The 20,926-nt window shown below is 43.7% G+C and carries 15 protein-coding genes and 1 riboswitch; of the genes, 9 read left to right on the top strand and 6 right to left on the bottom strand.

The window, feature by feature from the left end:
* Positions 1-5: 5 nt before the first annotated feature.
* Entirely contained in the window at positions 6-2,672 is a 2,667-nt protein-coding gene (locus tag NYE35_RS11365; RefSeq protein WP_341121015.1) for a family 78 glycoside hydrolase catalytic domain, read from the bottom strand.
* Between the two features lie 136 nt (positions 2,673-2,808).
* On the opposite strand from NYE35_RS11365, the gene NYE35_RS11360 reads away from it, so the two are divergent.
* Positions 2,809-3,678: an AraC family transcriptional regulator gene (locus NYE35_RS11360; protein WP_076273071.1), complete on the top strand. Its 870-nt coding sequence runs from the start codon at positions 2,809-2,811 to the stop codon at positions 3,676-3,678.
* Positions 3,679-3,725: 47 nt separating this feature from the next.
* On the opposite strand, the gene NYE35_RS11355 is transcribed toward NYE35_RS11360, so the two are convergent.
* Both NYE35_RS11355 and NYE35_RS11350 read right to left on the bottom strand, forming a co-directional pair.
* Positions 3,726-4,631, bottom strand: a complete 906-nt coding sequence (locus tag NYE35_RS11355) for a hypothetical protein (protein ID WP_076133480.1) — start codon at positions 4,629-4,631, stop codon at positions 3,726-3,728.
* A 167-nt stretch (positions 4,632-4,798) separates the two neighbouring features.
* Positions 4,799-5,623: an AraC family transcriptional regulator gene (locus NYE35_RS11350; RefSeq protein WP_036689725.1), complete on the bottom strand. Its 825-nt coding sequence runs from the start codon at positions 5,621-5,623 to the stop codon at positions 4,799-4,801.
* A gap of 121 nt (positions 5,624-5,744) precedes the next feature.
* Here NYE35_RS11350 and NYE35_RS11345 point away from each other — a divergent pair, with 121 nt between their 5' ends.
* The gene (locus NYE35_RS11345; RefSeq protein WP_076100779.1) at positions 5,745-8,855 is read left to right on the top strand and encodes a glycoside hydrolase family 2 TIM barrel-domain containing protein; all 3,111 of its coding nucleotides are present in this window, start codon (positions 5,745-5,747) and stop codon (positions 8,853-8,855) included.
* 66 nt (positions 8,856-8,921) lie between these two features.
* On the opposite strand, the gene NYE35_RS11340 is transcribed toward NYE35_RS11345, so the two are convergent.
* The gene (locus NYE35_RS11340; protein WP_038569983.1) at positions 8,922-9,752 is read right to left on the bottom strand and encodes an AraC family transcriptional regulator; all 831 of its coding nucleotides are present in this window, start codon (positions 9,750-9,752) and stop codon (positions 8,922-8,924) included.
* Positions 9,753-9,872: 120 nt separating this feature from the next.
* On the opposite strand from NYE35_RS11340, the gene NYE35_RS11335 reads away from it, so the two are divergent.
* Positions 9,873-11,333, top strand: a complete 1,461-nt coding sequence (locus NYE35_RS11335) for an alpha-L-fucosidase (protein WP_341121013.1) — start codon at positions 9,873-9,875, stop codon at positions 11,331-11,333.
* Positions 11,334-11,426: 93 nt separating this feature from the next.
* Here NYE35_RS11335 and NYE35_RS11330 read toward each other — a convergent pair whose 3' ends face one another.
* Together NYE35_RS11330 and NYE35_RS11325 are read right to left on the bottom strand one after the other, a co-directional pair.
* Entirely contained in the window at positions 11,427-12,632 is a 1,206-nt protein-coding gene (locus tag NYE35_RS11330; protein WP_094903805.1) for a mannitol-1-phosphate 5-dehydrogenase, read from the bottom strand.
* Between the two features lie 42 nt (positions 12,633-12,674).
* Positions 12,675-13,337: an HAD family hydrolase gene (locus tag NYE35_RS11325; RefSeq protein ID WP_036689719.1), complete on the bottom strand. Its 663-nt coding sequence runs from the start codon at positions 13,335-13,337 to the stop codon at positions 12,675-12,677.
* 527 nt (positions 13,338-13,864) lie between these two features.
* Between NYE35_RS11325 and NYE35_RS11320 the strand changes: the two genes are divergently transcribed.
* The 6 genes from NYE35_RS11320 to NYE35_RS11295 all read left to right on the top strand — a co-directional run bounded on the left by NYE35_RS11320 (position 13,865) and on the right by NYE35_RS11295 (position 20,472).
* On the top strand, positions 13,865-14,890 hold the full coding sequence (locus NYE35_RS11320; RefSeq protein ID WP_341121012.1) for an ABC transporter substrate-binding protein: 1,026 nt from the start codon (positions 13,865-13,867) through the stop codon (positions 14,888-14,890).
* Positions 14,891-15,029: 139 nt separating this feature from the next.
* Positions 15,030-16,697, top strand: a complete 1,668-nt coding sequence (locus NYE35_RS11315) for a helix-turn-helix domain-containing protein (protein WP_038569974.1) — start codon at positions 15,030-15,032, stop codon at positions 16,695-16,697.
* Between the two features lie 48 nt (positions 16,698-16,745).
* Positions 16,746-16,889, top strand: a riboswitch (cyclic di-AMP (ydaO/yuaA leader).
* Positions 16,890-17,021: 132 nt separating this feature from the next.
* Positions 17,022-18,194, top strand: a complete 1,173-nt coding sequence (locus NYE35_RS11310) for a KamA family radical SAM protein (RefSeq protein ID WP_370511399.1) — start codon at positions 17,022-17,024, stop codon at positions 18,192-18,194.
* Between the two features lie 142 nt (positions 18,195-18,336).
* The gene (locus NYE35_RS11305; RefSeq protein WP_076100790.1) at positions 18,337-19,248 is read left to right on the top strand and encodes a helix-turn-helix transcriptional regulator; all 912 of its coding nucleotides are present in this window, start codon (positions 18,337-18,339) and stop codon (positions 19,246-19,248) included.
* An 82-nt stretch (positions 19,249-19,330) separates the two neighbouring features.
* Positions 19,331-19,846 (top strand): DinB family protein, encoded by a 516-nt coding sequence (locus NYE35_RS11300; RefSeq protein ID WP_341121009.1) that lies wholly within the window; start codon positions 19,331-19,333, stop codon positions 19,844-19,846.
* A gap of 56 nt (positions 19,847-19,902) precedes the next feature.
* A complete protein-coding gene (locus NYE35_RS11295; protein ID WP_340890093.1) occupies positions 19,903-20,472 on the top strand; it encodes a YdeI/OmpD-associated family protein in 570 nt (189 codons plus the stop codon).
* Positions 20,473-20,926 lie beyond the last annotated feature (454 nt).

Genomic DNA, 20,926 nt, shown 5'->3' with positions numbered 1-20,926 from the left:
ATAGGTTATAAAGAATACGTAAATTGATAGCTGCCCGAACCTATTTCGAGTCTCACTCCGTTATCGACCAAGCTGATGCTGTGCACGCCTCTGGACTGCTTCACAGGGACTCCATTTTCTAATAACCCTAGTTGATTGGCTCCAGGCAGAACGACAATACCGTTGGTATTGGCAGGAATCGTAACGTGGATCACCATTCCATTATCCTCTGATCGCCGCCACGCTGACTCCACTTTTCCGTACATGGTTTCAAGACTAGCTTCTGCATAATCCAGACCGGGGCCTGGCTGTGGCTTGATATGAACGATTTTGAAGCCAGGCTCCAACTCATCTGTTCCAATTCCTGCAACGTAACGATACAACCATTCACCTATTGCGCCATAGGCGTAATGATTGAAAGAATTCATATCTGCACTCCAGAAGCTGCCGTCCTCCTTGATCCCATCCCAATGCTCCCAAATCGTCGTCGCACCTTTCGTCACCTGATACAGCCAGGATGGATAATCCTTTTGAAAAAGAAGCTTATACGCGAGTTCGTTATTTCCAATCTCGCTGAGCACAGGATTCAGATAAGGTGTGCCCACGAATCCAGTAGTCAGATGATCCTTAGCTTCAGCAAGCAGCTCAGTGAGCTTCTGAATTGCACGTTCTTTGGCGACCCCTTCTACAAGATCGAAACGTAAGGCTAATATCTGTGCAGTCTGTGTAGAGACGGATAACCTGCCCGCAGGTGTTATGAACTCATCACTGAATGCTTTTATAATTTTGGCGTGCAGCTCACTATAATAGTCCACGTCCTCCGATTTTTCTAAGGCTATTGCCGCTTTCAAAGTCAGAGAAACAGAATAGGCATAAAAAGCGGTGGCGACATAATCCCGATCTGTAGCTCCCACATAGCTGTCTGGCTTGGAATCAAGTGCTAGCCAATCGCCGAAATGAAAGCCAGTATTCCATAGATAAGGATTGCTTCCCTGTGCGTAGATATAAGAAATCCAATGCTTCATGCTCTCGTATTGCTCTGCAAGCAGCCTTTTGTCGCCGTACATTTCATAGATTGTCCATGGACAGATCGTAGCTGCATCTCCCCAGGCCGCAGAAGAATGGTTAGTATCTCCGTCCCCAGGAGGAGCTGCTCTCAGCTCTGGAATAAAAAACGGAATGCCGCCCTCAGGGGTTTGGTCTGCCTTCAAATCCCGCAGCCATTTCGTAAAGAATGGTGCCGTATTCATCAAATAAGAGGCTGTGCGGACAAACATCTGAGCATCCCCCGTCCAGCCGAGCCGCTCATCACGCTGTGGACAATCAGTGGGCACATCGAGGAAATTCCCTTTTTGCCCCCACAGGATATTGTGATGCAGTTGATTCACAAGTGGATCTGAGCACTGAAAATCACCCGTACGTTCCATATTGGAGTGCATCACAATTCCTGTGAAATCCTCTAGTTGAAGATCTGCTGAGAACCCACTAAGCTTCACATACCGAAAACCTTGGAAAGTGAAGTGTGGTTCATACGTCTCTTGCTCTCCACCTTTCAGAGTATAGCGGATGCACTGTTTCGCTTTACGCATATTCTCCGTGTAGAAATTTCCGTCCCGGTCTAATATTTCAGCATGCTGAAGTTCTACCGCCTGACCAGATTGACCTTTTACATTAAATTTTAACCACCCTACCATGTTCTGGCCCATGTCCAGCACTCTATCTCCCTGGGGGGTAGTCAGCAGTGCAGTCGGCTTCAAGGTTTCAACTTGTGTCACTGGCACATTTTCCTGGGCAACGATAATCGCTTTGGAATAGTTAATAATCTCCACTGGATGCCAACCTTCTGATGAAGGATCGGTGATATCCAGCTCCAGCCGAGCATCATAGGTTTCACCATTATAAATTTCAGACATCATAATTGCGCTTTTTGCAGCCTGCCAATTCTGATCTGAACTAATAAGCTCATTTGAACCGTCTGCGTACCGGATATGAAGCTCCAGCAGAAGTGAAGTCTTTGATCCATAAATTTCCTTTTGATTATCCCAGCCCAAAAAACCTCTGTACCAGCCATTGCCCAACAGTGCGCCTAACGCATTCGCACCTTCATGCAGAAGCTTTGTGACATCATAAGTTTGATATTGCAGCCGTTTACTGTAACTGGTCCAGCCTGGAGTAAAATAATGATCTCCCACCCGACTTCCGTTCAGCTGCAGTTCATACAAGCCCAAAGCAGTAACATAAATCCTTGCACTTTCCACTGGACCTTTTACATCCACGAATGTACGAAGCTGTGGGCAAATCTCAAAATCTTGTGAAAAAGAGGCTGTAGGAGCGCTGATCCACTCCGCCTGCCAATTCCCTGCATCTAATAGTCCGGTTTCAAAAAATGCAACCTCAGACCAACCCGAGTCTGTTGCATTCTGATTCCATGCCCGAACCCGATAATAGTAACGCGTGCGAGCTTCCAGCAGCAGACCTTCAAGCTCAACATGGATCGATTGAGAAGACTTTACTTCCTCTGTATCCCATAGCTTGCCTTGAAAAAGCATATTCTCAGCCACTTGAATTTGATAAGCAGACTGCATGCAGTCCCTGTCATCTGTAACTAACTGCCAACTGATTCTGGGTCTGATCACATCAATTCCTAGCGGATTTTCTTTGTACTCACAACGAAGCTTAGTGATTGCGAACATATAGATAAAAACCTCCTTCTATAGCGACAAATTAGTCTTTGCCCTATAATTATAGCTGCGTTACCGCTTTCATCACCCGGTAATAAGGACATCATATCCCTGCAATTATGCCATAAATTTGGAAGGGAAATTATACATGCAACGAACCACCGAGTTGTTCAAAAGTGAAGTCTTTTTTCAAAACGATCTGCATCTGCTGGTTAACCGCTATTCAGAGAACTTCCATGCCCCTTTTCATGCACATGAATTTATTGAGTATTGCTATGTAGCTGAAGGAAGAGGTTTTCATCACCTTGAAAATGAGATCTTTCCCGTTAGAAAAGGAATGCTGTTTGTGATTCCTGTAGGTGCTCCCCATGTGTTCCGTCCAGCATCTTCTGATACTTTAGGGAATCGCCTGATCGTCTATAATTGCCTTTTTGATATGCAAATGGTGGAGCAATTAAATATCGTCCTTCAAGAGCCATCTATCCGGGAGCACCTAGCCACTCTTGGGAGTAGCAGCTCATCTTACTTTTCCGTCTCAGATCGAGATGGCTCGATTGAGCGCTTAATGCTGAATTTATATCATGAAATGTCGGTATCCGGTATGGGCTCCAAAACAATGCTTTACACCCTGCTGAGTCAATTAATCATAGCAGTGTACAGGCAAAAATACGGAGAAGATGACAAATCTACGATGGATATGGCAGACTTCACGCAAGTCATTCAATACCTAGAGCATAATCTGTCGGAGAAGATTACACTTGCCGAATTAGCCCGTATTTCACAGTGGAGCAGCAGGCATCTTCAGCGCATGTTCCACAAGCATACTGGCCAGTCCTTTGGGACCTACTTGAAGAATCTGCGAATGCATAAAAGCTGTGAATTGCTGCGTACTTCTGGACATAAAATTAATATGATTGCCGAGCTAGTTGGTTACCGTGACATCGACTCCTTTAACGCTGTATTCAAAAAAATAGTCGGCCAGACACCCATCGCGTACCGCAAGCTCTACAGATCATAAAAAAGCCGATGTCGTATGAACATCCATACAACATCGGCCCTATTAATTTATTGATTAGTGATCTGTTTAAGTAAAAACTCAACAAAATCAGTTGATTTAGTCTTACTGTCATCTTGTCCTAACGTTCCGATGATCATCTGGTTTGAATGGATAGGGAGTTCTGTAGCAAAATCCGTATCTGTGATATCTATGCCAGTAATCAGCTCTTGACCACTCTCCGGGTTAGTCATACGTTTCAAACGGTTATCATCAAGAGGAAGTCCTGCGGATTTAATAAACGACTCCAGATTTTGCAGTCCCGACTGCTGGCCAATCCATTCAAAAGTAGCATCATCCATTATCAGGATATCCGGATGATCGGCTGCCAGCATCGCCATAGCCCGCTGCATATAGCTCATATCCAAGGCTCCACCGTCCGTCCCACCTGTTGAGGGTAGATAAACGATTTCTGCCTCCACTCTCTTCCAAGCCGGGTAACGATTGATAATTTCTTGTTTTAGCTCTTCATTCTTACCTGACGAGTCCTGAGATTCATAGTTGCCTAGGAACATGATTCGAACATCTACCGGTGGAAGCGTAGCTTCATATTTTCTTTCCTGCCATTGATCATAGAGCGCTTTCCCCCCAAAGATAACTACCAGCAGCACGATAATAGAAATAATAGTGTGCGTTTTGTAGAGTCGAAAGAAATTCTCCGATTTTCGTGCTACGCCGGACATGGCTCCCCACTTCTCCAGCCGCTTGTCCTCTGCTTCCTGAATCTCCTTCTGATCCAAGCCATCTAGGATGGTTTTGTAAGCGCGGAATTCCTCTTCATAAGCTGCGACCTCATCTTCAGTAGAATTCGATCGACGGCGTTTCAAATGAATATCTAACCTTTTGTTCAATTCCTCCCGGGTAACGTCTTCAGGCAAGTTCAAACGCTCATAGGCTTGCTTTAGCTTCTCATTCAAAATGATGTCTCCTTCCTGATGCTTTTCGTCATTTCAGATTGTTAATTTGGTTCTATGTATTGAATTCTTGTGGCAGTAAAAGTATGGGCTAAGCAGTAAAAAAAACATCGCAGGAACTCAAGTAAACTATATCATGTTGTGCTAGACGGTAACAAGTAAGCGTTTATCTAATCCAAACCATGCAGCTGCTTAAATTGCTCAGGACTCATCCCTGTCAATCTTTTAAACACCAAACAAAAGTAACTAGCATTATCAAAGCCCACTAGCTGGGCAATTTCATACATTTTTTTATCGCGTCCATTAAACATAAGCTGTTTACTCAAATTGATACGTTGCTTATTGATATAGGTTACAGGTCGATCATGAATTGTTTTTTGAAAAAGCCTGCATAAATACTGTGGCGATACAGAAATAATCTCCGCCAGCTCCTTTAAAGGAAGCGTCCTATGCAGATTGCTCTCTATATAACGCAGCACCGGTTTGATTCGCTCCAATTCATGTGCCTCATTCAGAGGCGATACTAGCTTTCTTTTTAAATCCAGAAGCAATGCGTAAAGATGTTTTGATCGTGCTAAATTGGTTTCCAGCTCATTGCTATCTGGCAGCATAAGGATTTGCTTTAGAGGATTGAGCCATTGATCTTCTTTTAATCTAGCAGGACCAGACTCGCGGATGCCCGCATAGAGCAGCATTTGACCAACCTCTCTGCCATTGAACGAGACCCATGATACCTTCCACTCCTTCCCACTGATAGGGGCATACGAATGAGGAATATCCGGGAACAAAAAGAACACATCACCTGGCCCCACGAGATATCGGCTCTCATGAATGATAAGCTCACCCTTACCTTCGTGAATCTGATGTATTTGATAGTCTGGAAAGCCTGCAGGACGTATAGTTTCTGGCTGATGCTCCCAAAATCCAAGGGTTGTAGCATAAAGCGGCAGCATGCTTACATCTTCTGTTTGGCAAAAAATAATTTTGCTCTCCATAAAAAAGTCCTCGTTTCATATTTTGTTATCTGGGACTAAAATTCTTTTATTTATCCTAACATTACTTCAACTTATAATATGAATATAATAACATTACAATGATTATAAAGGAGATCAACTCATGCGAGCAAAGTTTGTCTACCAGCCACCTGCTAACGGTTATCCGGAATGGAATAACAACCCAGAGACTTTTGAATTGAATCGATTGGATGCACATGCCTCCATGATCCCTTACCGTAGTTTATCCCAAGCGCTAACTAACGATAAAGAAACCTCACCTTTCTACCAAACCCTCAATGGGCTTTGGAAATTCGCTTTTTCCGAAACACCGGATCAACGAATTGTGGATTTCTATAAAGCCGATTTCGATTGCAGTAATTGGGATACAATTCCTGTACCGTCCCACTGGCAGTTCCAAGGTTACGACTATCCACAATATACAAATCTCCGATATCCTTGGGCGGAATCCGAGCCAGAGCTTAAAGCCCCCTTTGCCCCAACAAAATATAATCCAGTAGGCTCTTATCTGCGAACCTTTACTGTACCTGAGTCTTGGAACGGTCAACCGGTGTACCTAAGCTTTCAGGGTGTTGAATCCGCTTTCTATGTCTGGGTAAACGGTGCACTTGTCGGGTACTGTGAAGATACATTTACTCCATCAGAGTTCGATATCACCCCATATTTAGTTGCAGGGGACAACAAACTAGCTGTCGAGGTTTATCGTTGGTGTGATGCCAGCTGGCTAGAGGATCAGGATTTCTGGCGCCTTAGCGGTATTTTTCGGGAAGTCTATCTTTATTCGGCGCCTTCCGTTCATATTGCTGATTACTTCGTCCACACCGACCTGGATGAAAACTTCGTACATGCGGATTTAAATGTAGATATCAAGGTGGAAAATTACTTTAACGAGCAAAGCCCATATACACTGCAAATGCAGCTTTACAATAAAGAGGGCCAGCCTGTTTGGGAGACTCCTATCTCCACTACGGGTTCCTTTGAGCAAGAAGGCGTCCAGCAACTCAAGCTTTCTGCCCCGGTTGAGCAGCCATTTAAATGGAGTGCTGAAACCCCTTATCTTTATACCTTAGTCCTGTCTATAAATGACGACAACGGGCATACACAAGAAACGGTCAGCTGTAAGGTTGGATTCCGCAAGTTTGAGATTAGAGACGGACTTATGAAGATCAACGGCAAAAGAATCGTGCTTAAGGGCGTCAATCGCCACGAGTTCTCTTGTGACACAGGTCGTGCTTTAGCCAAAGAAGATATGCTGCGCGACATCCAATTAATGAAAACACATAATATTAATGCCGTTCGAACCTCCCATTACCCGAATCAGTCTGTCTGGTACGAGTTATGTGATGAATACGGATTATATGTAATTGACGAAACCAATCTGGAAACGCACGGCACTTGGGCATACAGCCAAGAAGGATTGAATGACGGGAATGTTCCTGGAAGCAAACCGGAATGGCGGGCCAATGTCATTGACCGCTGCAACTCCATGATGCAAAGGGACAAAAACCACCCTTCTGTCATCATTTGGTCTCTCGGCAATGAATCTTTCGGAGGCGACAATTTTATCGCTATGCACGACTACCTGAGAGAAACCGATCCTTCGCGGCCAGTTCATTATGAGGGGATCTTTCACTGTAGAGAATCGGAAGCAGCAAGTGACATAGAATCTACTATGTACATTAAACCGCAGGATGTTGAAAAATATGCGCTTAATAATCCGAAGAAGCCTTATATCCTCTGCGAATACAGTCATGCCATGGGCAATTCATGCGGTGGGCTGCACTTATACTGTGACTTGTTCGACAAATATGACATTGTTCAAGGTGCATTCATTTGGGATTGGGTAGATCAAGCCATTCGGACCCACACCTCCGAGGGAATTGAATATCTCGCTTATGGCGGGGACTTTGGTGAATCGCCTCATGACGGCAATTTTAGTGGCAACGGATTGCTTTTTGCTGATCGTACGGTTACTCCTAAGCTCTTTGAGGTCAAAAAATGTTATCAGAATATTAAAGTAACGGCTGAAAATATTCTAGAAGGACTCTTCCAGATTCGCAATTCCTTCTTATTTACCAACTTAAAGGAATACGATCTCAAATGGGAAGTTCGTTTAGACGGAGTAACTGCGCAAGAAGGCTTACTGAAGATCTCATGTGCACCAGGTGAGAGCACTTCATGCAAAGTTCCTTACGAGCTGGATTCACTGCGTGGCAATCATGAGGCAGTTCTGAATCTTTCCTTTATTCAGCCTTCAGCAACTATATGGGTAGAAGCCAATCACGAAATCGCTTGGGAACAGTTCATTCTGTCACCTCGTTTCGTAACCAATACCTCAAAGAGGACCACAGAAACACTGCGTGTCAGCGAGCTTGAGAATGTTTTGAACGTACAAGGTGATAATTTCGAACTGAGCTTTAGTACCACTACGGGTGCTCTGAACTCTTATCGTTCCTCAGGCAAAGAACGTCTGCTAGAACCTGTAAGACCTAACTTCTGGAGAGCAGTCACAGATAATGATTGCGGTAATAAATTGCCACAGCGGTGTGCAGTATGGAAGCAGGCATCGCACAAACAACACTTAATCAGCTTTACATTTAGAACCGAAGGCTCTCTCTGTCTCGTCTCTGCCAGCTACCTTCTGGCTACAAGTCCGGATTCCACGCTTCGGGTTCAGTATGTGATTCGCGCTGACGGGACTTTAGAGATCACGCAAGAACTGAGTCCGGGCAGCAGCGTTCTGCCAGAAATCCCTGAGTTCGGAATGATGTTCGTTCTAGATGGAAGTCTTGATACCCTATCATGGTACGGCCGCGGGCCTCATGAGAATTATTGGGATAGACAAACAGGGGCACCACTCGGACGTTATACAGGCAAGGTCAGTGAACAATTCACGCCTTATCTCAAACCTCAGGAGTGCGGCAACAAGACAGATGTCAGATTTGCTTCAATTACAGAGAGCAAGGATGGATCAGGGCTCTATTTTGAAAGTGCAACGCCTATAGAGATTAATGCCCTGCCTTGGAAACCTGAGGAATTGGAAGCCCATGATCACGTCTATAAATTGCCAGTCTCGAACAAAAGCGTACTAAGAGTTAACTACAAGCAAATGGGTGTTGGCGGGGACGACAGCTGGGGCGCACCAACCCACGAAGAGTTCACTCTGCCGGCTAATCGCCCGTACATCTTCCGTTTCACTGTCTCACTGCTCTAATCTCTTCCACTTATAAAAAAGGCCGTCTCTGGTTGGTTTCTACCACACAGGACGGTCTTCTTTTATTTATTTCACTGCTACTGTTCCTTGTCTGAATTCCGAAGGGCTTAAACCCACATTTTTTTTGAACTGTTTGGAGAAATAATAGAGATCGCTAAAACCAAGATCATGGGCAATCTCACCGACAGAACTTTGCGTCCCCCTCAATAGCTCCTTGGCCTTAGTTATCTTTTTTCTGGTGATATACTGAATAGGTGGAACTCCGATTTGCTGTTTAAATAGCCGGATAAAATAGTTGGGATGCATGTACGCAATCTCGGCAAGCTCCTGTATGGTGATATTACGCTCGATATGGGCGTCTATGTACGTTAATATTTTCGTTAATTTTTCGATCGAGCTTAGATTCTTAAAAGTGATTTCGTCTACATCTATGTTCATAATAAAATAAGAAAATAACTCCATTAACTTACTTTTGGCTAATAAATGAGCATACACCGCATCAGATTTCATATGACTCGTTAGGCTGCTGAAAATCTCTTGGATTACATGAGGATCTACTTCTCTGCATACATGACTTAACTCTAACATTTTGAATAGATTAATGTCTCCGACTTTTGCGCTGAAATGGCACCAATACTTCTCAAAGGGTTGATCACTTATGCAAGAATAAGATTGCTTAACTCCCTCAGGCATCAAAAAAAGCTGACCAGGCTTCGGATAATATTCTCGATCCCCGATCTTTAACCAACCCTCCCCATCGCAAATAAAATAAAACTTGCTATAGTCAGGTGTATAGTCGAGATCTCTCCAGTCACGGCCACAAAGATTGTAATCAGCCATAAATAAATCAACCTTTAAATTGGATAAATAATTAGTAAGCAAAACATGGTTATCCATCCCTTACTCCGCCTTATCAGGTTAGTTTTGTACATCTAAAAGTTAATGTCCTACATTTTGATTCCCACATCCATTCACTACAATGAAGAAGAAATAAACGTTTGAAAGGATGATTGCAAAATGGTGGATAAAAGCAAATATTTAAAAGTAATCGAAGATACGATCGTAACTGGAAGATTCAAAGCCGATTGGGATTCACTAAGTCAATTTCAAGTGCCTACGTGGTATGAGAACGCTAAGTTTGGTATTTTCATTCATTGGGGTCTTTATTCTATTCCGGCTTTCGCCAATGAGTGGTATCCCCGAAATATGTATATCCAGGGTTCACGGGAATATGAACATCATCTTGCTACCTATGGCGAGCATAAAACCTTTGGCTATAAGGATTTCATCCCCTTGTTCAAGGCTGAGCATTTCAATGCTGAGGAATGGGCCAATCTCTTTAAATTATCTGGAGCCAAATACGTGATGCCTGTTGCAGAGCACCATGACGGCTTTCAAATGTATAAGAGCGCTTACTCCCACTATAACACATATGAGATGGGTCCCAAGCGGGATTTAGTCGGGGAAATGAAAGACGCTTTTGAGCAGCAGGGATTAGAGTTTTGTGTATCTTCCCATAGAGCTGAGCACTGGTTCTTCCTGTCTCATGGCAAGGAATTTGATTCCGATATCCATGAACCGCTTGTATGTGGAGATCTCTATTGGCCATCCATGCCCGAACCCGATCATCAGGATTTATTCGGCTCCCCACCCAATCAAGAATTTCTGGAGGATTGGTTGATTCGCTGCTGCGAGCTGGTAGACAATTATCAGCCGAAAATCTTTTACTTTGACTGGTGGATTCACACAGCCGCCTTCAAACCCTATCTCAAAAAGTTCGCTGCTTACTATTACAACAAGGGAGAGGAATGGGGAACTCCGGTTGCAATCAATTATAAGCATGATGCCTTCATGTTTGGCTCAGCGATCCCAGATATTGAGAGAGGTCATTTCTCTGAGCTTAAACCTTATTTCTGGCAAACGGATACAGCAGTAGCTAAAAATTCATGGTGTTATACACCGGAAAATGATTATAAATCTGCCGTAGAAATTATCAGAGATTTAGTAGATATCGTAAGCAAAAACGGCAACTTGCTGCTGAATATAGGCCCTAAAGCGGATGGCAGCATTCCAGCTCAGGATCAGGAGATTCTGCTTGGCATCGGAGAATGGCTAAAGGTGAATGGTGAAGCAATCTATGATACGACCTACTGGCGCACCTTCGGGGAAGGCCCTACAGAGATCGTTGAAGGTCAGTTTACAGATGGGATCACGAAGATTTTCACCAATGAAGATATCCGCTTTACGGTAAAAGGCAGTTATCTTTACGCTAATGTTCTTGTCTATCCAAACAACGGTATAGTGCAAATCAAATCCCTTAAAGAAAACTCTGCTCACTTCCATGGGATGATTAAACAGATCAAAATCTTAGGTTTTGAGGAACAACCTGCATGGGAAAGAACCGATGAAGCCCTGATTATAAAAACAACCTCGGTTCGCAGTGAGACTCCGGTTGTTCTGCGGATTGAATTGGATTAGGGACACTTACAGAACTTCATAACCTATAAAAAGAGTGTTCTTGCCCATCCAGCAGAGAACACTCTTTTATAGTTTTATAACCATCAATTTATATTAAAAGTAGGGTACCCTGACGTTTACTGTCTTCATTCTAGTCCTATGAGGATATCTCGCGCGTAATTTGTTGGACTCCAAAATAATGCGACCATGAAGCGGATGCTCCGTAGGGATTTTTAGTTGTGTAGCAATGACTTCACTTAGCCCGTGGTTTCGGATGTCCGCTTGAAGCTGTAAGGCTTCTGGATCTTTTTCATAATCAAAATAAAGTGCAGAAACAATAGCTGAGACTAAATGTGAGGTCTCAAAACCAAGTTCATGAGCAAGCATTGCCGGTTTTACGAGTCGATCATTAGGTGAAAGCTTGCGAAGCGGGGAGCGGGCGACACGTGTAATTTTATCGTTAAAGTTGGGGTTAGTGAATCGTTCCATCATCTTTTCTATATACCGGTCATGTTCTATGGGCTTGAAGCCATATAAATGCACCAATAAGGTCCCTGTTTCCTTAAGCACCCCGTGAACACGAGCTCTGATTTCGGGATCAGACATCGCTTCTTGAATGCTAGTATAACCTTCCAGGTATCCAAAATAGGCTGCACTGCAATGACCTGTATTCACAGTATATAGCTTCCGTTCGAGGTATGGCGCCAGCGAATCTACATAATGGACGCCTTTAATTTCATTGTAGTTACCAATCATTCCACTGCGGGGAATAACCCACTCACTGAAGGGTTCAACGAGGATTTCAAGTGAATCTGTATTTTTCTGCATAGGTACAATCCGGTCCACCATCGCATTGGGAAAAGCGACATTGCGGTCAGCAAGCTCCTTGAAGGATTGCTTCATATATCGATAAACAGATTTTTTCAACTTCTGACTGCTTCCAATCCCATTCTCACAGGCGATGATATGAAGAGGGGTGAGATTTCTGTTGTTTTCAAGCCTTCGTTCGATGCCCTGCGCAATGGTCTCAGCAATATCTTGTAAAGCGGATATTCCGACTGCAGTTGTCACAATTTCAGCTTCTGCTATAGCTCTAGTAACGTCCTCAGTATCATTCAGATTGATCGCTGTAACATTATCAACGATAAAGCTGTCCCGATTCTTGTTAGCTAGGGTGACAGGATATTGGCCACGTTTTTGCAATTGGGCAATTTTACTCTTATTTCTTCCGACGAAACAAACGTTGTAACCGGAGTCCGACAACATAGGCCCAATAAATCCTCTGCCAATATTGCCCGCTCCAAAATGTACGGCTCTCAATTTGGTATCCCCCTTTAATTTGAACTTAGTTTCTCGGTTTCTCTATACGAAGCAACGTTGAGTAACTACATGATCAAATTCAAGAAGACTTAGATTATCAATTTTATGGTGCTGCTTATCGAATTCAAGAAAATTAGTAATTTCGTTAGGCGTCACAATGCAACGGATGCCAGCTGCTGCCGCTGCCTTAGATCCATTCGGTGAATCCTCGATAGCAACCGCCTCATCAGCTGTGATTCCAAGACAAGCTAACGTTTGGTTATATAGCTCCGGATCTGGTTTCACTTTTGCCACATGGTCGGCAGTCCGAACACATTCGAAATACTCGCGAATACCCAATTGATTCAGATATTTTTCCACCCATTCCAGGGAAGAACTTGAGGCCAGCCCTATGCGCAGTCCAGCTGCCTTGGCAGAATCAAGATAATGCTGAATACCTGGTCTTATTGTTTCAAGCTCCATAAGTTTGCTGTGTCTCTGTTTAACAGCCTTGCTGAACTCTTCTTTGTCAATTGCGAGCTTAAGATCAGTCATCAAATATTCATAAGGATTAAAACTGTTCAAGCTCGTGCCGATGCAGGTGGAATATTGTTCAAGCGTCAGGTCCACTCCATATTCTGCATAAGCCTCGTTAAATGCGGTGTACCAAGCAGTCTCCGTGTCGATAATCGTTCCGTCAAAATCAAAAATAATTCCTTTGATCACAATCAACCATCTCCCTCGTATTATGTTTGGTTAGAATATCTTACGCAAAACCTTCTGCATATTCTACAAAAAGCTATTTCGGCTTGCGTTTGACTATAAAAACCATAACAAAGCCCTTCTACTGACGTCAAGCACGGTAGATAACATGCCACGTAATGATAACGATTACAATGAATGCGGACAACCCTGAATTTTTGCATCACCTGAACATCTTAATACATAACAATAATCAGATTCAAAAAAACACCACAATCCTATGTGCTTCAAGGGATTCCTTCTGCCAAGTTTGTTATGAAGGCAAGCTCCCTCTCTTTCTCTCCATTGCTGTTATTTAGAGTATTTTTCCAAGCAGCTAAAAATAATTTAAAATAATTTCAACCACATCCTTTTTACTTGATTGTACAAATCAAATTACGGGGTTATTTTTTGTCCATTGAGTAAAAAGAGGCTTTAATTTATGATAGTTTTTAATCGAGAATGATTATCATTATTGGTGGTCGTTACATATAATAGGGAGGCAATAAGATATGAACAAGGTAAGACAGTCCTTCGCTGTGGTATGTGTACTATTTTTGCTGAGTACATTGCTACTGGCGTGCGGAAACTCAAAGGAACAATCCTCTGCCAATAGTACGGCAAACGCAACCGGGAACTCTTCCGCTGCAACCGCGGCACCTTCAGCAGAACCCTCAGATAGCAGTACAGATGAAGCTGCAGCGACTACCCGCTCCTATACAGATTACATAGGACATACTGTAGAGATTCCAGTGAATCTGCAGCGAATTATCTATTCTGGAGAAACTTATGGCGATTTGCTCGCACTTGGTGTGCAGGCGGTAGGTTATCCTCTTTCTATGGGGGAAGGCCAGATTTTTGAAGATCAATTGCAAGGTGTGGAGGATGTAGGCTTCCCTATCAATCTGGAAAAAACATTGGAGCTTCAACCTGACTTGATCATCTATGCGGGCACAGATGAAGCTGATTTCGAGCAGCTCTCCAAAATTGCACCAACGATAATATTTAATACCTTTGCCCCACTCCAGGAACGTATGCTGGACATTGGTGGAATTGTTGGTAAAACGACTGAAGCAGAAGCATGGCTTGCCCAGTATAAAACCGCTGAAGAGAACATGTGGAAGCAATTGAAATCCGCAGGCATGAAAGAGGGCGAAACGGCTGCGGTCTTCACTTATTATCCAGGAGACAGATTGTTTATAATGGCAGCAACCGGACTTTCACAGGTACTCTATGGGGAGAATGGCTTCAATGCAACTCCAGCTATTCAGAAGATACTTGATGAAGGTAAAGGGTTCCAGGAAGTATCCATGGAAGTCCTGAAAGAATATGCCGGAGACCGGATATTCATCTTGACTCCAGTGGCAGAAGAAGCAAAACAATCCACAGAGAATCTATTAAAGAGCCCTATCTGGAAGAGCCTTCCTGCCGTCAAGAACGGATATGTCTATACACAAGACATCATGAAGACTTCAAGTGATGCAACAACAAGAGAATGGCTGCTTGGCGAAATTCCACAGCTATTGAATATGAAATAACCTTCTGTGATGAAGAGTTTAACACAAGGCTGATAAAAAACTGCAAGAAGCATGTCAACGGCTGTTGATATGCTTCTTTTTTTTATATACAATGAATTCATTGATAATCATTCTCACCAAATGAACGGAGGCTGAACCCATGCTGCATACATCATCGTCCTGCCCCCCACTCCACTCTCTGCTATTTCAGCTAAACGAGGCCGAACTGATGATTCAAGCTGCCGATTCAAGCTCTATAACGCGTACAACCCAGGACTATACCCTTCTCATATTTACTGGAGGGAACGGACAATTGAACCTCGATGATCAAAGCGTGATACTAAGTACGGATAAATGTTATCTACTATCTCCTGGAATCTCCTATAGTACGAACAACCAGGAGCTGACGTTGTATTATTACCTCATCACCTTTACAGCAATTTATACAACCAAGCTTCCTAAACGATATTCTGGAGAGCTGCTTTCCGGCAGGCGGGAGTTAATTGTGCACCCGTTCACCAAGGTAATCCGGCTAGTCGAAGACCTGCTCATGAACAGGAATAACACCGATGATGTACAACAATTCAAGCAACAATTAAAATTCCAAGAATTGCTGCTGTTACTTTTTGAGCATAATTACCCTTCCAAACACCTGCCAAGTCCTACGGAATCCGTAGAAAAGACCATAACATTCATTCAGGAGCATTATACAGAGAGTATCACCGTGAAGCAGTTAGCTGAATTGGCGGGAATATCAATCTGGCAATATACACCGATCTTTCAGCAGCTTACGGGTAAAAAGCCGCTTGAATACCTGACGGATCTGCGTATTAATCATTCCAAACGATTCCTGCAGGAATCGACTGAACCACTGCGGGAAATCGCCAGACTGGTCGGCTTCTCGGATGAATATTATTTCAGCCGCCGCTTTCGGCAAAAAACCGGAGTTACACCCGGACAATATGCACATCAGCAAGGTCGTAAGCTTACCGTCAAGGATTGGACGGGTCATGAGGTGGAAATTCCTGAACGAGCGAAACGTATTGTCTATCATGGCGAGACACTTGGCGACCTTCTCGCGTTAGGTGTAAAGCCTATCGGTGGAGATGAAGCATTCGCCCGGAACAGCGTCTATAAACATCGGCTTAAGAAGCTCGCCAACGTCGGGTTTCCACTGGACCCGCAGTTGACCGCTTCCCTAAACCCAGATTTGATCATTTTGGCAAATAGTGATGAAAGAGCCTACAGAGCAGTTTCTGGTATCGCTCCGACACTCACCTTTGATTCATTTGCGCCTCTCGACAACCGAATGCGGACATTAGGCAGTTGGCTAGGTAAACAGCGCGAAGCCGAAGCATGGCTGGAGTCATTCACAATCAAAAACGCTGCCATGTGGCAGCAGCTTTACTCGACAACTCTCCAAGTTGGAGAAACCGCCTCTGCTTTGGTCTATGATCATGGAGATCATCTATATGCTATGGGAATGTCCGGATTCTCCACTGCGCTTTATGCCCCATGTGGTTTACAACCGACCGAAGAGATCCAAGCCATATTGGACGAAGAGTTAGGGTTCGCCGAAGTTGATCCAACACGACTGCCTGCCTACGCCGGAGATCATATCTTCATGTTCATTCCGGAACGCAAAGACTCGCGAGCTGCGATGGAACGATTACTAGACAGTTCACTTTGGAACACTCTTCCGGCAGTACGTCAGGGACATGTTTATCTGCTCGACGGAAGCAAATGGAACTCTAGTGATGCGTTAACCCGGGAGAAACTGCTAACGCTGTTGCCTAAACTACTCGGCGGAAGTAGCGCTAGCAATTGAAGGTGAATCTAGGATTCTCTTTTGACTTTTCAAAACTTGATAGGGTATACTTTATCTACGCTTAATTTCCAACTTTTACAGTTGAAAAGCGGGGGAACCAGTTAATTGGGGCGAATCATTGAGCATTAGAATGTAGGGTACCATCTTACCCGAGTCCGTCAGCTAACCTCGTCAGCAGTGGATGGGTCTGCTTTTCATGTTATTTACATAACCAGAGACCCTTGCTAAGGGTCTCTTTTTGTGCTTTTTTTGGACCCTGCTGGCAGTAGATTGGCCTTTGACACTAAGGCTCCCTCATTTCTCACACTACGAGACAAAGGAGAGATGTACGTGCAAAAGGTAAAGTACTTCACGGATATTAACAAAATAGCTATGTTGTCTGAGCTGGAAAAAGAGAATCTGAAAGAAATTACAGACAAATTTGTTTTTCGTGTAAATGACTACTATCTGTCTTTGATTAACTGGGATGATCCAGATGATCCCATCCGTAAGCTGGTTATTCCTAACGAAGGTGAACTGCTGGAGTATGGGCGCTGGGACGCCTCCGATGAGGACACGAATTATGTGGTACCTGGTTGTCAGCACAAGTATAGAACCACTGCACTACTGATTGTATCCGAGGTCTGCGGGGCTTATTGCCGCTACTGTTTCCGTAAGCGTCTGTTCCGAAATGACGTGAAAGAGGCGATGGCTGATGTCTCTCCGGGCTTGGAGTATATCGCAAAGAATCCGGAGATTAACAACGTACTTCTTACGGGCGGGGACAGTTTAATTCTCTCCACACCGAAGCTAAGATCCATTATTGAAAATCTAAGAAGCATTGAGCATGTTAAGATCATTAGACTAGGTTCCAAAATTCCCGTATTTAATCCGATGCGGATCTCTGAAGACGAAGAGCTGCTGGAGCTGATTCGTACTTACTCTACCGAAGACAAACGAATCTATGTTATGGCGCACATCAATCATCCTCGTGAAATCACACCTGAAGCCAAAAAAGCATTTAAAGCTCTCCACAACGCAGGGGCAATTGTCGTAAATCAGACTCCCATCCTCAAAGGCATCAACGATGATCCCATTATTTTAGGGGAACTACTGGACCGACTTTCATGGGCTGGCGTTACACCCTACTACTTCTTTGTGAACCGGCCCGTTGCCGGAAACCGGGATTTCGTATTACCGCTCGAGCAAGTCTATCAAATTGTAGAAGAAGCCAAAGCTAGAACCTCAGGACTTGGCAAAAGAGTACGCTTATCCATGAGCCACACCTCAGGAAAAATAGAAATTCTCGCCATTGATAACGGGAAAGCCTATCTCAAATACCATCAATCCAGAGATCAGGAATACGGAAAATTCATGATTCTAGATTGTCCAAAGGACGCCGAATGGTTCGATGACCTGCCTGGGAATGAGCAATATTGGACCCCACCTGTGAAAAAAAACGATGCTATTATTTCTGTTAATCATTTATCAGAGCCTGCGGATTTAATCTGTAAATAAATTAATCGGCTCTGTCAGACTCTGTCATAGGATATTTCTTCATCACCAACAACAAAACTCCTCCCTCCCAAAATTAGCCCGAAAAAATCTATGATATAATCACGCTGTAACACGAAATGGACTAATGGGTGGGAATGCACACATGAAATTGGAAAGATTGATTTCTATGATCTACAAGCTATTGAACCACGAAGTTTTATCTGCCTCCAAGCTGGCTGAAGAGTTTCAGGTTTCCCAGCGGACGATCTATAGGGATATCGATGTGATTTGTGCCGCTGGTATCCCGGTCGTATCATATCAGGGAACTAAAGGTGGATATGGCATTATGGACGGATATAAAATGGATAAAAGCCTGCTCCGTTCGTATGATGTCACTTCTCTGATTACTGTACTTAACAGTCTCTCTTCCGTGTTTGAAGATGAGCATACGCAAGGAACCATTGAACGGCTGCAAACGATAGGAACGGAGCCACAGACTTCTAGTCTCGCGGTGGATCTTGAAACCCGGCGTACGGATCCTGACGCACTTCCTCTTTTACGTGCGGCTATAGCGGAACGAAATGTTGTCCGTTTTGATTACATCAGTGTAAAAAATGAACGTACAACCCGTGAAATGGAACCAGTAAAGCTTCATTTTAAATATAGCAACTGGTACATCTATGGTTATTGCCGGGCACGGCAGGATTATCGGGAGTTTCGTCTTTCCCGGATGCTGAATTTGTTCCTGACGCAGGATACCTTTCAATCACAACATGAAGTACCCAAAGAGGCTGGCTGTTCAAACAGGGTAGATCAGGTGGAGGAAATAGTAATCCGGGTGGGCCCTGAGGCTTTGGCAGAAGCTTTGGATCAGTTTCATCAAGTCGACAAGGAATTTCATTCTGATAAAAGCATGACGATGCGAATTCCTGTGTATAAGCCATTGGAAGCTCGTTGGCTTTGGTCCATTCTGCTGAGTTTCGGCAGCGGGGCCGAAGTCCTCGAACCCCCTGCATTGCGAGGTATTTTAAAAGAGCAGCTTCAAAACACACTCAAACTTTATGAAGAAGTATGACAGTCTGATGTCATACTTCTTCTTTTATATTAACAACAGTAACAAAAACAAATCCATGACAATTCAAAAGGAGACAATACGAATGACAAATTATCCAGTAGAAATGTTTAAATACCACACATGGGCAAACCAAACTATCCTGGGGAGAATCAAGGAACTCCCGGCTTCTGTGCTAAGTCAAGAAGTGAACAGCTCATTTCCCACCATCGCTCATGCCCTTAGCCATATCTATGCGGTTGATACGATCTGGTATCTTGTTTTAACGGGCACTGCCATGCCTGAGGCTTTTCAACAAAGTATCCCGCTAAATTTGAGCATTCTAGATTCTGTGGATGAGTACGTAAATATCTTTGCACAGCTATCGGAACAATACAAAGAATGGTTACACCACCAATCCGATTTGGAGCAAACCATTCTGCTTGACAATCCATTCGCCGGAATCCGCCAAACACGCCTATCAGAAATTGTGTTGCAAGTCGTCAATCACGGGACTTATCATAGAGGCAATATCTCTACTATGTTACGGCAGTTAGGCCACGCTTCCACCATGAATGACTATTCTCTTTTTTGGTATCAGGTAACAGCGGAAGCTGTTTAAACACTAATGGGCAATCTGCCCCACTCCATACCTAGAAAGGAAATTGTATTTTAATTATGGAGATTGAAAATCTAATTACAGTAAAAACGAGAGAAGATTTAAGAGTTTGGCTGCAGGAGAATTGTAAGACTGAAAAATCTTGTTGGGTACTCGTTAGTATGACGCCAAACCCAGAAACGTTGCTATATTTGGACGTAGTTGAGGAATGTTTGTGTTTTGGATGGATCGATGGAGTGAAAAAGAAAATTTCGGAAACAGAGCTGGCGCAAAGACTCTCTCCCCGAAGTAAAAAAAGCTCTTGGACTGAATTGAACAAAGAACGGGTCCGCCGCCTCGAAAAGCTGGGGTTAATGAGTGCTGAAGGAAAACGGATACTTCCTGATATGAACCCTGATTCTTTTATAGTAGATAAGATTATAGAGCAAAGGCTAAAAGAGGACAGGCAAGTATATGAGAATTTCCGGGCCTTTCCCCCCCTTTATAAAAGAGTTCGGATCGACACGATCCAAAGCAATAAACATCAGCCAGATTTATTTAAGAGTAAATTAGACAAATTCATAACAAACACTAAAGAAAATAAAATGTACGGGCAATGGCATGATAATGGACGTCTGCTCGATTATTAAGCTGCGCTAGATGCATGATCTCCTGCTGAGGCTTTCGGACTCCAATGACGCTATTTACTAATTTATCGCCTCTTCAGCAATCCATCGGACTCCAGTGCAGCTATTCCTTAGAAACAGGCTCTTATAAGGCGTTTTTTTTCGCCAATAGGGGCTATGCGGTCCGATAATACTCCAAATGGCGGATTTTCCTGCATTTAAGGTCCGCTGAGTCCGATACCGCCGAAGCATGGTCATTTGCTGGGTCTACTGCTACTGCTGCCGATACCATGATCTCCTGCTGAGGCTTCCGGACCCCAATGACGCTATTTACTAATTTATCGCCTTTTCAGCAACTCATCGGACTCCAGCGCAGCTATTCCTTAGAAACTGGCTCTTATAAGGCGTTTTTTTCGCCAATAGGGGCTATGCGGTCCGATAATACTCCAAATGGCGGATTTTCCTGCATTTAAGGTCC

Source organism: Paenibacillus sp. FSL L8-0494 (assembly GCF_038003695.1).
In the GTDB taxonomy this organism is placed as follows: Bacteria; Bacillota; Bacilli; order Paenibacillales; family Paenibacillaceae; genus Paenibacillus_AQ; species Paenibacillus_AQ odorifer.
This window is presented reverse-complemented; position numbering and strand designations above follow the sequence as displayed.